This is a genomic window from Haliea sp., assembly GCF_041395985.1.
Taxonomy (GTDB): Bacteria; Pseudomonadota; Gammaproteobacteria; order Pseudomonadales; family Halieaceae; genus Haliea.
Genome location: NZ_JAWKZJ010000001.1, coordinates 1 through 13,397 on the forward strand (window position 1 = coordinate 1; position 13,397 = coordinate 13,397).

The window sequence follows — 13,397 nt, forward strand, 5'->3', positions numbered from 1 at the left end:
TATCAATGCATCTAAATTTTCTGGTAGAAATTTTACTATCCGTGACCATCCTTAACTAATACCATGCGTTGTTTGCTCTTTGGCGACTTGATCGAGACTTGGAATATCCCCGGTACCATATCCTGGAAGAACTTGCTCAAAGCTTTGGAATCGTCCCAGGAGCTGCAGGGTTTCCGGGGCGTAAAATGGCAAGTAAAGCGTACGCCGTTGGTTGGGGCCAGTTGGTGGCGGGCCCGCATGCATCAAACAAGAGTAATGGACGGTCACGTCGCCAGGTGATGTATCTAAGGGGACCGCACGCGGGTGGTCAGTCCCCATCAGCGCCGTATTGTGGACAGAGCGGCCATGAGTGCCTGCGAGCGCCCACAACTGAGAGCTTTGTGATCCCGCCGCATCTAGATGAATTCCGATATTGATAGAGGGACACATGATATTACAGCCCCCGAGACCACAGTCAGCGTGCCAGCCGAGATTGCCTGCGATACTCGGCGCCAGCTTCGCTCCCTCACCGAAGGGCTTCAGCACCGTCATAGCGCCCTGCCCGCGGTCATGTAGAGGGACAAGATTTCTCTTCGAAAGGGCAACAATATCTCGAACAGTAGCGTCATCATCCATTAGAGACCTGATAAGAGACGAACGCTCTGAAATAAACATAAGCCTGTACGGAAACCGTTGCTCTGTGTCCAGGTTCTGAGTCCACCATGAGAATATCTCCCCTTCGCTAGACTCCGAACGAATCCGATCTATTTCAATTGCTATTTCCTCGTAACGATGAGCCATAGCTCCTCGGATTACCAAATAGCCTGCCGTTCGAAGGAAGTGGGACATCTCCTCAGGTTCATCTCCATAATGGAAGGCCTTTTTCAGGTCCAGAGGTATACCGTCCATGGACAGAAGAGGTAGTGATGGATCAAAGATTTCCCGCCCAGAGTACATACACTGAATGGCAGGAGCCCAGGTGCGCCAATCGTCGATACTCCCACGTAGAAAGCTCACGGCTTGTGACAGGATCAATGATGACGTCGTCCGCAACTCATGAACGTAGTTTTGCCATGCGCGCTCTTGAATCTCAATCACACACTGTGCATCCGCATGTATCCCCTGTGTAATTTTGACCCACCCCCGAACCAGCGCATAACTATAAGCGCGCCCATCAGGGAGAGTAATTGAGAAAGGAGGTACACCCTCCAAATCCCAAGCCACTTTGTCATTGACCCCGGATTTCAGTCGAGCTGGGAGTTCTACTCGATGAAATTCATCAAAATCCCAAGCCTTTAAACCCCACCCACTAAGGTCCCCAACATTCATATCTCTTTTAACTTCACCAAACATTTGACACCCCTTCTTATTTATCCTAATATTAGGAGTTACATTCCAACAATATAGATATGAGTCTAGCGCCTTCGCCACCTACGTCAAGGGTCATTGCAATACTAGAGACTCTAGCAACGACACCCGAGGGATTAAGCGCAGTGGAAATAGCGAGGCGGCTAAATCTAAGCACCTCAACGCTTTCCCTCATCCTGATGACTTTGCGAGAGCAAAATTATGTTGAGCGGCTTGACGACCGGTCATACCGATTAGGATTCGGAGTACTGCGCCTGCTAAACGGTGTTGCTCGAAGCTTTCCTCTTCTCGGTATTGCGAACGATGAGCTAACCCGCCTTCACGCGAAGTTTGGTTTTGGATGCACGATGGCTCGAATAAATGCTGATCGCCAAGAAGTAATATTGGCAGTGGGCTCGACGCAGAGTTTTGGAATTGCTCCAGGCGTAAGCGTCCCTCTCCAGCCTCCTCATGGCACAATCGCGATGGCCTGGCGCTCTAATGAAGATATAGAGAGATGGTTAAACAGTGCCTGGTGGCATGACCCAAACCTGCGAGGCAAACACCAGAAAAAAGTTATGTTCGATATTCGCAAAATAGGCCTAGCCGTGCACGGGATACAAAACAATGTCAATGAGACAATTAATCAGCTGCGCGAGCTATTGACCTCTGTGCAAGCAGAAAATCCCAAAGACATTCTTCGCACGAAGCTTGATCAACTCGCAGACATTGTAGGAACAAGAATTTATTCTGCTGACGAACTCTCGACAAGAGAGTGCCTCGGTGTGAGCCATATCATTGCACCGGTTTTTGGGCCTGAAAAACAACCTCGGTACCTCATTTCATTGCATGTCATGCAAGACGAAGTATCGGCAGACGATCTTCAGCAATATTACGAAGAGCTTCTTGCGTCAACAAAAGTGCTCTCCAAACAGATCGGTGGAAGTCTTCCGGTTTCGTAGCTTAACACCCACGTCACCTAAGGGGACGTATTCCACCAGTAACTATTCGATTCAGAAGTTGAATCGTGGTCATGGCAGCTGCAGGAGATTATGCTAGAGGTGGTGGTTGATTAACCACGCGGATTCAACTCGCTAGTGCAACGGGGGGGGTGATTCCAAAAAATACCTGATTCGGTGTTTTCATGCCAAGACATTTTCTTGGTCGATTGTTTAATCTGTCCATTGCCTGTTTGATTTCCTTCTGGGTAATGGTTGTGAAGTCTCTGCCCTTCGGGAAGTACTGTCGAATGAGCCCATTGGTGTTCTCGTTCAGTCCACGTTCCCATGATGCATAGGGGTGAGCAAAGTAAAATTCTGCATTGAGTTTGTTAGCGATTGCTTTGTGATTCGCGAACTCTTTTCCGTTATCTGAGGTCATCGTCAGCACGGACTCGGAATATGGAGATAACAGGTTAATAATGGCATTGGAAACGAGCTGTGCTGTTTTACGCTCCACCTTCTGTATCAGCGTGAAGCGTGATTTACGCTCAGTCAGAGAGACGATCGCTTGCTGATGGCCTTTGCCAATAATTGTGTCGAGCTCCCAATCGCCAATACGGGAACGTAAATCAACCTCGGCGGGTCTCTCATCGATGCTGACGCGGTCGATCAACTGACCTCGACGGTTGTAACTGCCATAACGTTTGCGGCGCTGTTTCTGGCAGCGTAAGTGTTTAAAAAGGTCCCCGCCATTGGCTTTGTCCTGGAGGACAAACTGGTAAATCCATTCATGACTGATAGAAACTCTACAGAATGTCTTGAGCCAAAGGCTGATCTGTTCTGGGCTCCAATCGAGGGTAAGCAGGTACTCGACAGCGATCCAGGTCTCACTGTTAATACGGGGCTTGCTTTTCGCCACACGGCGTTCTTCAGCCAAGCGCTGAGCCTGTTTCGGGCGATAGCCTCGCAACCCTGTATTGCGCCGAATTTCGCGGCTGATGGTCGATTTGTTACGCCCCAATATCATGGCTATCTCGGATCGATCATGATTTGCTTTCAACAAGGCTGAAATTTGGTATCGTTCTTCTTGGGTAAGCTGTTTGTATTTCATTGTGCTCCTCTAACTTTGGTCGGTGAGAGAAAGCTCAATAGTACAGCAGCTTGCCCTCTAACCAACTCGTCAAGAGTTGCACTTACAAATTGAATTCACGCCACGTGCCAATTTGCCTCCTCTTCTTTTAGAAATATAGGTACCGGTAAGCGGTACTTGCGACGAGTGTGTTGAATGCCGCCCAAAATTGACCCACCGGGGATGCGGCTAATTTCTTGGACTGATTTACGTCACTAACCCCAAGCCTTCACGGTACTCGACAGGACTGAGATATCCAAGGGAGATCTTTATCCGTTTTTCGTTGTACCAGCGAATGTAGGCATCAAGCGCTTCGATGAACTGCGCGATGGTCGTCGAACGCCAGTCCCTCCGATAGAACATCTCGGTCTTTAGCCTTCCGAAGAATCCTTCACAGGCCGCATTGTCTGGTGAGCATGCTTTGCGCGACATGGATTGGATCAGACTCGCCTTTGCAACACGGGACAGCCACCCACCGCCTCGATCAGAATGGACGATAGGCTTCTCAGTTCCGTCGGCCACGGTCTCAATGGCCGCATCTAGCATGCTATTCACAAGCTTTGCATCGGGACTGGTGCCAATCGACCAGCTTACGACCATCCCATCGAAGCAGTCGATCATAGGCGATAAGTAAACCTTCCCGGCTGGTATCTGAAATTCCGAGATATCCGTGAGCCACTTCTCGTTCGGTGCTGCGGCATGAAAATCGCGATTGATGATGTTCTCTGGAGCAGGACTTATTTCTCCGATATAAGAACGATATCTGCGTCGCTTGGGCCTTGCCGCGTGAAGGCTTTCTTGTTTCATGAGGCGCTGCACGACCTTCTCCGAGACGAACACCTGCTGCCTGGTCAACGAAGCCTGAATTCGGCGATAACCGTAGGACCGGTGATTGCTTTCGAATATCTCGGTTATGATGCAACGGACTTCCGCATACTTGTCGGCAACCCGCATCGGCGACCGATGATAAAAGTAAGAGCTGCGTGCCAAGCCAAGCCGGTCAAGAAGCCCCCTTAAGCCATATTCTTCTTTCAGGGCGTCAACTAGCATCGTCTTCTCCCGGTTGCTTAGGAGCTGCAGGTCGACGCCCAGGTCCTTTTTTAGGAGGTCATTGGCCTTCGTGAGGAGGTCGTGTTCAAGCTGCAGATTGCGGACGTCGCGCCGGAGCGTTTCGACTTCTCGCTCCAGCTCCTCCCTATCCGCCGCGGCTGGGGGTTTTTCGCGTTTCATTGATGCTGGAGCCTCTCGGCCAAGTAACTGGTTCTTCCAGTTGTACAACGTCACTCGGTCAACGTCCAGCTTGTCCGCAATCTCCTGTGCACTGCCTGTGCGTGTACACAACTCGTAGATAGCGACACGCTTGGAGGACAATGAAACCGTTGGTCTGCCCGCCTTGCCAACGACGTATTTCCTGGCTTCTGGATATCGCTCGCGGACCCATGCGGTAAGCTTTTGTCGACAGGGGTAGCCCAATGCCTTCAGGGTGAAGGCGAAGCAGCGCCCATGATTTGCCCAATGCTCAACCGCCACGTTCCTTTGCTCGTCGGAGTACTTCGGCTTTGAGCGAGCGTACCCTGCTTGCAGATCGCCAAGCCTTTCGAATTCGTCGTGCCACGCCTTCAAGGCATTTTTGGTCGGGTAACCCAACTGATGAATCGTCGCCTTGCAACGCTTTCCAAGCGTCAAATACAGCTTCACCGCCCGAAGGCGCTCTTCGTATGAGTACATGGACTACCTCCAAAGTAGTCCAAGATTTTGTCCGCATCCCCCCTGGGTCAGTTTTAAACGGCAACCAACATGCCGGCGACGTGATGCAACTCCAGCTCGAGAGCACCCCCCGCGTTGAGTTCAATACATCTGCAGATGGCAGCTTCGTGCTTTCTACACGACTCAGACTGGATGCGCGGGAGCAGATAGATCCTGGTAAACCTTCGTTTGACAACTACGCACCAGCCTCTGAGCCGCTTACACTTGGCTCAGTGGGCACTCTGGAACTCCGCGACGTCTACTGGGAACAACGACTCGCTGCGGGGATCGCCCGTTTTGGCAAGCAACAGATTGTCTGGGGCCGTCTGGATGGTATTAAAGTGCTGGATGTACTGAATCCGCAAAGTTTTCGCGAATTCATCCTCGACGACTTCGGGGATTCCCGGATCAGCCTGTGGTCAGCCTATCTCGATATCTTTTTGGGCAGCTGGCGCATTGAGGCGGCAGTGCTTCCAGACTATAGCTCCCATGAGACTCCCGAGCCCGGCGCGTGGTTTGAACTCCGAGCACCACGTTTTCGATTCGGTGCAGAATACGGCACACCGTCTCTCCCCATCTCTACTGAGCGGAATCGCAACGCCGCGAACGACGGCGCACTGGGCATTCGTCTGTCGCGAAGCATCGGCAGTATTGACGTCAGTGCACTCGCCTACAGTGGCAATGATCACGAGCCTCTGGGGCGAGTGACCGGAGAAGCTGCCAACATGTCCATTGAACAGTACTACCAGCGGCGCGAACTGTTCGGCGCGAGTGCCGAAACATCAGTTGGTTCCATTGCGCTACGTGCAGAGGCGGCCTACCAACCTTCCAAAACATTCAACGCGCACGCGGATGCTGGCTTGCAGTCCATACGCGCTGACCAGCTTACGGCGGGGTTCGCAGCTGATATTGATGGACCATTCGGTATTTTTCTCAACCTGCAGTTGCTCTGGGACGAGGTAAAGGACCCCGCTTTAACACTGGTAAGACCTGAGCGAGACCGCGTGGGAACCGCATTTTTGCGCCGCCACTTTGCCTACGAGACTGTCACCCTCGAAGCTCGCTGGTACCACTCCTTTGACGATCACGACAATCTCTACAAGCTCAGCCTGAGCTACGACCTCAACGACAACACGAGCGTGTTTATCGACGGGGACTGGTTCGATGGCACGTCCTCCGGGTTGTTCGGTCAGTTTTCCGCCCAGGACCGGGTTGTGCTGGGGGTGAGACAAACATTCTAGAGGGGTACCGCATCAACCCGGCAGGCTTGCAACGGGTTGCAGATCGTTCTATGCGCGCAAAATAAAACGGATTTCGGCGGCCAATAGGCCTATGGTGAGTCGAGCGTCCATGTCGGACCGGGAGTGCACCGCATGTCCAGAAATCAGCGCAGCAATAAAGAATCAAAGAAGGCCTCGGCCCTTACGCCCAAAGAAAAGAAAACCGCGAAGCGGGAAAAGAAGCAAGCGAGCGGCCACGTGCCGTTTATCATCAAAGGCAGCTGAGGCCCGACGACTCCCCGTTAGCAAGCGTGATGCAGACGCTTTTCCGCTTCCCATACCCGCGCCGTTTTACCGGGGCCACGGCTTGTACTGACCTGCTATTTTCCTCTAGGGTGAATTGAGGCTTTTTCAGTCATCACACCTTCTGCCATCATTGTCGGGCTCTCTGGCAAAAACCTCGATTATTTCCCGAGGGGATGCTCATCCCGGCAGATCGGCCGGTAACGCGCACCCATCAGCAGCGAAAGGGACAATGCACCCGTCTGAGTATTTCGTGAACGGGCAGTTGGTCGACCAGCCGCCGAACAGCCCCGGTGTCTATCGCCTGTATGGCGACGGCCCAACGCCCCTGTACATCGGCAAGAGCCTGCACATCGCGCGCAGGCTGCGCGAACACGCTCGCGAGGCGGAGTCCTCGGCCCGCCACCAACGCCTGATGCGCAGTACCCGCCGCATCGACTGCACGTTAACAGCGGGGGATATTGGCGCCCAGCTGCTGGAGAACCTCGAGATCAAGCGGGACATGCCACTGTTCAACCGGCGTCAGCGCAGGGCTCGCCACCCGGTCACCGTGCATGTACCCCGCCTGCCCGCAGCTGGTTCGGGCTTCCTGCGACCCGAGGTAACGGCGCTGGCGGATGACAGTCTGCCCCCGGGCGCCAGCCACTATGGCCTGTTTCGCCAGCGCCGGGCTGCCGAGGACTACCTGATCGCCCTCGCGCGGCGCTGCGGCCTGTGTCAGCGGGTGCTCGGGCTGGACCGGGGGCGCGGCCCCTGTTTCGCGTACCAGCTCGGGCAATGTCTCGGCGCCTGTGTGGGTCGGGAGACCGCCACCAGGCATAACCAGAGGCTGCTGGCAGCCCTGGCCCCCGCGCAGCTCGCCGCCTGGCCCTGGCAGCACGCCATCCTGCTCCGGGAGGACACACCGGGGAAATCGCACACGGACTGGCACCTGGTGCACCAGTGGCACCACCTCGGGACTTTTCCATCCCTGCGGCATTTACCCCGGCGTGCACCGGCCGCGAGCCCGCCCGCCCTTGACCTGGACGCCTACCGGATACTGCTGCGCGCGTTTCGCCAGCCGGAGGTGCAGCGCTATGCCTATCGACCCGATGGCAGACCCCGCGCCGTTCCCCTGCCCGATGCATCGCATGGCACTGTGGACCCCGCAGGGCTATGATGGCCTGCCAGTTTCTTCGCAACGCAGGACATCACGGCCATGCCTCATCCAATACCCTACACCCGGTGGGCCGCAGCCGTTGCCGCCCTGCTGTTCACACTCGCCGGTTGCAGCAACCAGCCCTCGTTCACTGTCGATTACGCGGATGACGTCGATTTCAGCAGTTTCCGCAGCTATCGCTGGTACGACGATATACACGGGTCCGAGCTCGCCGAATACCGCCAGTACAACAGCTCGGACAAGCGCGTGCGCACCTATGTCGACCGCGAGCTGAAAGCCCATGGGTTGCGCGAAAGCACCACTGAGCGCGCCGATGTCTGGGTGAATTACCACATATCGAAAGAACAGCAGATGCGGATTGACAGTTTCAGCCGCTACCCTTCGGCGGGCATGCATGGCGGAGTGGGGGTTGGCACCTACGGTTCAGCCGTGAGCCTCGGCTATAGCAGCGGACCCAGCGTGAGAACCTACAAGGAAGGGACGGTGGTACTCGATATCATTGATGCACGCAGGAGCAAGATAGTCTGGCGTGGCATTGCAGAAGGGCGGCTCAAGGAAAACCTCTCCATCAACGACAAGAACCGCGTCGCTTCCGAGGTGGCCGCCGAGCTGCTGGCGGACTTCCCCCCGCGCCCGGTGCCCGCGGATTGAGGGCCGAATCGACCCCGGCGACCTACCACATGAGGTCGTCAGGGATTTCGTAGTCCTTGTACCAGTCCTGCTCCTCCGAGCTGAGGCCGGTAGCACCCGCTTCGCTGCAGATGATCACCCGCGCAGCGTCGCGCTCGGCAATCTTGTCCGCGATAGGGCGTGGCAGCATTTCATACTGGTCGCCCTGTTTCACAATGGCGATGTTACCGGCCGCCAGCTGCTTCTGGTCCATGCTGGTGACGTACAGCTTCTTGACCTTGGTGCCGTCGGTGAAGTTGAAGCCCACATCCCCCTTGCCACGCGGAAGCTTGTGACTCTCAACCAATTGCCTGATCTGCGCGTTGATGGCTTTGCGCGCCGCCTCGGCGTTGCGCGCCTCATTCAGTTCCCGGTCGCGCTCCGCTTTGCTCGCCAGCGCCTGCCGCGCCGCCTCGCGGGTCTCCTCTGCCGGGTCGTGCCCGCCACGACGCGCCACATTCGCCTGCTTGCGCTTGTCCTTGGCCAGGCGCTTGGCCTTGGCGGTATCTGCCAAACCGGCCTGCAACAATTGATCCTGTAGTGAACCCGCCATCAGCACTGACCTCCCTGGCCGCAAATTGCAATTTCTGGACACTGCAACACGTCAGCGGTCCAGGTCCTGTGCTGAGTGCCGCTCCGGCTGATGATCCTCTTCCGGCCCCCAGATACGGTTTACACGTCGGCCACGCTGCACGGCGGGACGCTCTGCGATCTCTCTGGCCCAGCGGTTGACGTGGGTATAGGAGCCCACATCGAGGAACTCCTGGGCGTCGTACAACGTTTCCAGCACCAGACCTCCGTACCAGGGCCAGTTCGCCATGTCGGCTATGGTGTAGTCCTCACCACAGAGAAAGCGGCGCTCCGCCAGGTTGCGATCCAGCACATCGAGCTGGCGCTTGACCTCCATGGTAAAGCGATTAATGGGGTACTCAAGCTTTTCGGGCGCGTAGGCGTAAAAGTGGCCGAACCCGCCGCCGAGGTAGGGCACACTGCCCATCTGCCAGAACAGCCACGACAGGCACTCCGCGCGCTGACCCGCCGCCCGCGGCAGAAACTCGCCAAATTTCTCCGCGAGGTAAAACAGGATCGCACCGGATTCGAACACCCGTGCCGGCGGATTGGTGCTGCAATCAAGCAGCGCGGGAATCTTGGAATTCGGGTTGACGTCGACAAAACCAGAGCTGAACTGCTCGCCTTCGAGAATGTTGATCACCCACGCATCGTATTCAGCGCCTGAGTGGCCCAGCGCCAGCAGCTCCTCCAGCAACACGGTCACCTTGATACCGTTGGGAGTGGCCAGGGAATAGAGCTGCAGCGGGTGTTCGCCGCGCGGTAGTGCCTTGTCGTGTGTGGCGCCGGCAATCGGCCGGTTGATGTTGGCAAAACGCCCGCCATTACCCGGCTCCCAAGTCCAGACCTGCGGCGGCACGTATGCTTTTGACTCACTCATACCCTACTGCTCCTGTCATTGCTGCGCTGCGGGTAACACCCGCAGCGGTTGCTGAAAAACGCCGGCGTTGCCGGTACTGTGCTGGGAGGCTGTGACCTGCAGGATGAAGTCGCCACTACCCGGGAGCTGGACCGTACCGGAAAATTCATTTTCAACACCGGTAAATTCCAGCGTCTGCTGGGCCACACGCTCACCGTCACGCAACACCTGCAGCGTCACGGCAAAGTCACTCACCGGCCAGAGGCCATCACGGTCCAGCGGGCAACCGCAGAGCATGGTCACCTGTGTGGTCACGGCCAGCTCAGCCGCGCTCACCCGATAATCCACGAGGTCCACAATCAGCCCCGACATGTGCAGAATCACCGGCCGCTGCGCCCGGTCTTCCCCGGGGAGCAACCAGAGGCTCAGCGCCGTCTGCTGCACACTTTGCGCGACACCCAGTGGGCCGGTGACCGCGATTTCCACCCGCGTGGGTTGCTCGAGCGCCAGCTCGGCATCAAAGCTCGCAGGAGCGCCCACAGTGGATGAACGGCCACGCAGTTGCGGTTCCTGCATGAGCGCCGCCGTGTCCCCGGTGCCGCCCTGCAGCGGACCATGGGCCAGGATCTTCCCGCTCGCCAGATCGCGCACCTGCACCTGCAACCCACCAACCTTGCTGCCGATAAACTTGGCGTCCTCACTGCGCACCAACACTTTGAGGGGTGTGGTGACAGCATTCTCCAGCGCGAATACCGGTTGCTGCAGGGCCAATAACAACAGGCAGGCCATGCCCTGTAACGCGGCTGTGAATGTGTACTTCATGGGGTTCTCCCGGCGTTGTTCGTCTTCTCTTCCGCCGTAGTCTAGCAGGCTCACAAGGGGCCGTAACCGGCTGTTTCCGCCGTCCACCCCCCGGACCCTTGTCAAGCCCCCGGGGGCAGGCCCTATAATGCCCGGCTCTGTGACTATCGGGACCAGCACATGGGCCGCGCCTACCAGAACCGCAAAGACTCCATCGCCAAAACATCGGACGCCAAGGCCCGCGTGTACAGCAAGTATGCGCGGGAAATCTACGTGACCGGCAAGGCCGGCGGCACCGACCCCGATGCCAACCTGGCACTGCGCAGCCTGCTCGAGCGCGCGCGCAAGGACCAGGTGCCGGCCCACGTTATCGAGAAGGCGATCGACAAGGCCACCGGCGGCGGCGGGGAGGACTTTGCCGTGGCGCGCTACGAGGGTTTCGGACCCGGCGGCACCATGGTGATCGTCGAGTGCCTGACCGACAATCCGAACCGCACCTTTGGCGATGTGCGCCACTGCTTCACCAAAACCAAGTGCAAGCTGGGCACGCCGGGCAGCGTGAGCCACCTGTTCGACCACAGCGCGATCCTGGTGTTTCCCGGCGACGATGAAGAAGCGGCCCTGGAAGCCCTGATGGAAGCCGACGTGGACGTCACCGACATCGAGTGTGAGGACGGCCGGATCAGTGCGTTTGTCCCCCACACCGAACATTTCAAAGCACGCCAGGCGCTACTGGATGCCTTCAGCGGGCTGGAATTCGACGTCGACGAGGTGCAGTTCGTGCCCCAGACATCGGTGACCCTGGAAGGCGAGGACGCACAGGTCATGGAGCGTCTGCTGGATATGCTCAACTACCTGGACGACGTACAGAACGTTTACCACAACGCCGCCTGAGTGCCGCCGCGGGGTTTACTGCGCGGCGCGCTGCGCTTCGATCCAGTCCGCCACAACGTCTTCCAGAATCGCGATGGCCAGCGAACCATTGCCCACCACCACGTCGTGAAAGGCACGCAGGTCGAAGCGACTGCCCAGCGCGTCCTGCGCCCGCTGCCGCAGCGCCTGAATGCGCAATTCACCCACCTTGTAGGCCGTGGCCTGCCCGGGCCAGGTAATGTAACGGTCCACTTCCGAAACCACTTCCGCCTCGGTCAGTGCCGAGTTCTCCAGCAGGTAGTCAATTGCCTGTTGCCGGGTCCAACCAAAAGCGTGTAACCCTGTGTCTATGACCAGCCGGTTGGCGCGCCAGATCTCGTAGGTGAGGCGCCCGAAATCACTGGCCGGTTCGGTATAGAAGCCCATTTCCCTGCCGAGGCTCTCCGCATACAGACCCCAGCCCTCGCCGAACGCAGCGTGATACAGGGGCTGCCGGAATGCCGGCAGGTCGAGCTCCAGCGCCAGTGCCGACTGGTGATGATGGCCAGGCACGGCCTCATGCAGGGTCAGCGCCTCCAGCGCGTAAAGTGGCTGCGACTGAAAGCTGCCGGCGTCAATAAAGTAGACGCCGGCGGTGCGCCCGTCCGCAGGACCGCTGACATAGTAGGCACCGCGGCCCGGCGCGTTGCGAATTTCGTAGGTGTTACGCGCCAGATGGCCGAAGAAACGCGGCATCATACCGTCGGCCCGCTTGGCGATCAGGGCGGTTTTCTCCATCAGCTCCTGCGCTGACTTTGCGTAGGATTCGGGGGCGGCGCGCAGCTGGTCGAGAAAGGCCCGGAAGCTGCCCTGAAAGCCGCTGCGTTCGATAATCCGGGCCATTTCCGCACGAATACGCGCCGTCTCCCGCAGACCGATCTCATGGATTTCCCGCGCACTCAGGTCTGTGGTGGTGAAGTAATTAAGCAGGTAGTCGTAGTAGGCATCGCCTCCCGGTATCGAGGCAATGCCGACGCCCACGCGGCAGCTGGGCAGGTAGGTAGCACGGTAGAAAACCAACAGTTCGCGGTAGGCAGGCAGCACGAAATCGGCAATCAGCCTTTCCCCGCGCTCGCGAAGGCGCGCGTGCTCACTCTCCGGCACAGCGTCCGGCAGGGCGACAAACGGGGCGTACAGACTGCTGTCTCGCGGGTCCGCCACCAGCAGCTGCGCAATACTTTCCTCCACGCCGCCCAGCGCGCCGCAGTGCTGTGTGAACCCACTGTCCACCCCCGCCTGCAGCGCGGCGATCTGCTCGCGATTGTAACGCGGGAAATCCGCCAGGCTGACCAGATACTGCTCGTAGTCCTCAAGCGTCGCAAAGGGCATGTTCGCCGGCGCATTGGCGAAATAACTGTGGTAGCCAAACAGGCTGGTAATCGGAAACAGGTGATCCTGGAAGCGATAGCTGTTGCGTTCCGTCTCGCGCTCATAGCGGAACAGGCGGGCACTGATGGCATCCTGGCCGTCGAGGCTGCGGGTGTCGATTGCGGCCAGGCGCTGCAACATCGCTTCGTTGAATTCCCGGCGTCGCTCGCGGCCCTCGGGACTCAGGTCAGGCAGCTTTCCCGCCGGACGGAAGGCATCAGGATCCGTACGAAAAAACACCTGTTCCTGCGTGGCCTGCGCCCAGTAGTCGTCAAACAGTGTATGCAACTGCTCCCGGGGCTCTCCCGCCAGGGTGAGTGACGATAGCAGAGCCAACACGATCGGCAGGGCTCGATACAGTGACAGACGGAACATGGAAATCTCCAGCAGCAGC

Annotated in this window: 13 protein-coding genes; 6 read left to right on the plus strand and 7 right to left on the minus strand. The window is 57.5% G+C overall.

Translation table 11 applies throughout. From position 1 onward, the window contains the following. Positions 1–51 precede the first annotated feature (51 nt). Entirely contained in the window at positions 52–1,332 is a 1,281-nt protein-coding gene (locus R3E49_RS00005; RefSeq protein ID WP_076001341.1) for a phytanoyl-CoA dioxygenase family protein, read from the minus strand. Positions 1,333–1,388: 56 nt separating this feature from the next. Here R3E49_RS00005 and R3E49_RS00010 point away from each other — a divergent pair, with 56 nt between their 5' ends. After that, positions 1,389–2,288 (plus strand): helix-turn-helix domain-containing protein, encoded by a 900-nt coding sequence (locus tag R3E49_RS00010; RefSeq protein WP_371293179.1) that lies wholly within the window; start codon positions 1,389–1,391, stop codon positions 2,286–2,288. A 124-nt stretch (positions 2,289–2,412) separates the two neighbouring features. On the opposite strand, the gene R3E49_RS00015 is transcribed toward R3E49_RS00010, so the two are convergent. Together R3E49_RS00015 and R3E49_RS00020 are read right to left on the minus strand one after the other, a co-directional pair. Next, entirely contained in the window at positions 2,413–3,378 is a 966-nt protein-coding gene (locus R3E49_RS00015) for an IS30 family transposase (RefSeq protein ID WP_116369220.1), read from the minus strand. Positions 3,379–3,603: 225 nt separating this feature from the next. Then, positions 3,604–5,124: an IS3 family transposase gene (locus tag R3E49_RS00020; RefSeq protein ID WP_371293180.1), complete on the minus strand. Its 1,521-nt coding sequence runs from the start codon at positions 5,122–5,124 to the stop codon at positions 3,604–3,606. On the opposite strand from R3E49_RS00020, the gene R3E49_RS00025 reads away from it, so the two are divergent. The 4 genes from R3E49_RS00025 to R3E49_RS00040 all read left to right on the plus strand — a co-directional run bounded on the left by R3E49_RS00025 (position 5,115) and on the right by R3E49_RS00040 (position 8,475). Continuing rightward, a complete protein-coding gene (locus R3E49_RS00025; RefSeq protein WP_371293181.1) occupies positions 5,115–6,383 on the plus strand; it encodes a DUF1302 family protein in 1,269 nt (422 codons plus the stop codon). The two genes, R3E49_RS00020 and R3E49_RS00025, sit on opposite strands and share 10 nt — an antisense overlap. 132 nt (positions 6,384–6,515) lie before the next feature. Then, positions 6,516–6,647 carry a hypothetical protein gene (locus R3E49_RS00030; RefSeq protein WP_290741867.1) on the plus strand — a complete coding sequence of 44 codons (132 nt, stop codon included), beginning with the start codon at positions 6,516–6,518 and terminating at the stop codon, positions 6,645–6,647. A gap of 250 nt (positions 6,648–6,897) precedes the next feature. Further along, positions 6,898–7,824, plus strand: a complete 927-nt coding sequence (locus R3E49_RS00035; RefSeq protein WP_371293182.1) for a nucleotide excision repair endonuclease — start codon at positions 6,898–6,900, stop codon at positions 7,822–7,824. Between the two features lie 39 nt (positions 7,825–7,863). Next, positions 7,864–8,475, plus strand: a complete 612-nt coding sequence (locus R3E49_RS00040; RefSeq protein ID WP_371293183.1) for a DUF4136 domain-containing protein — start codon at positions 7,864–7,866, stop codon at positions 8,473–8,475. A 22-nt stretch (positions 8,476–8,497) separates the two neighbouring features. Here the strand turns inward: R3E49_RS00040 and R3E49_RS00045 are convergent, their stop codons facing one another. From R3E49_RS00045 to R3E49_RS00055, 3 genes are read right to left on the minus strand one after another with little or no spacing between them, the layout of a single operon-like run. Beyond that, positions 8,498–9,046 carry a DUF2058 domain-containing protein gene (locus R3E49_RS00045; RefSeq protein ID WP_371293184.1) on the minus strand — a complete coding sequence of 183 codons (549 nt, stop codon included), beginning with the start codon at positions 9,044–9,046 and terminating at the stop codon, positions 8,498–8,500. A gap of 51 nt (positions 9,047–9,097) precedes the next feature. Beyond that, the gene (yghU, locus tag R3E49_RS00050) at positions 9,098–9,943 is read right to left on the minus strand and encodes a glutathione-dependent disulfide-bond oxidoreductase (protein WP_371293185.1); all 846 of its coding nucleotides are present in this window, start codon (positions 9,941–9,943) and stop codon (positions 9,098–9,100) included. A gap of 15 nt (positions 9,944–9,958) precedes the next feature. Then, a complete protein-coding gene (locus R3E49_RS00055) occupies positions 9,959–10,744 on the minus strand; it encodes a hypothetical protein (protein ID WP_371293186.1) in 786 nt (261 codons plus the stop codon). A gap of 159 nt (positions 10,745–10,903) precedes the next feature. On the opposite strand from R3E49_RS00055, the gene R3E49_RS00060 reads away from it, so the two are divergent. After that, positions 10,904–11,617, plus strand: coding sequence for a YebC/PmpR family DNA-binding transcriptional regulator (locus R3E49_RS00060; RefSeq protein ID WP_371293187.1), 714 nt, complete (start codon positions 10,904–10,906; stop codon positions 11,615–11,617). Positions 11,618–11,632: 15 nt separating this feature from the next. On the opposite strand, the gene R3E49_RS00065 is transcribed toward R3E49_RS00060, so the two are convergent. After that, positions 11,633–13,378, minus strand: a complete 1,746-nt coding sequence (locus tag R3E49_RS00065; protein ID WP_371293188.1) for a DUF885 family protein — start codon at positions 13,376–13,378, stop codon at positions 11,633–11,635. Positions 13,379–13,397: the final 19 nt, after the last annotated feature.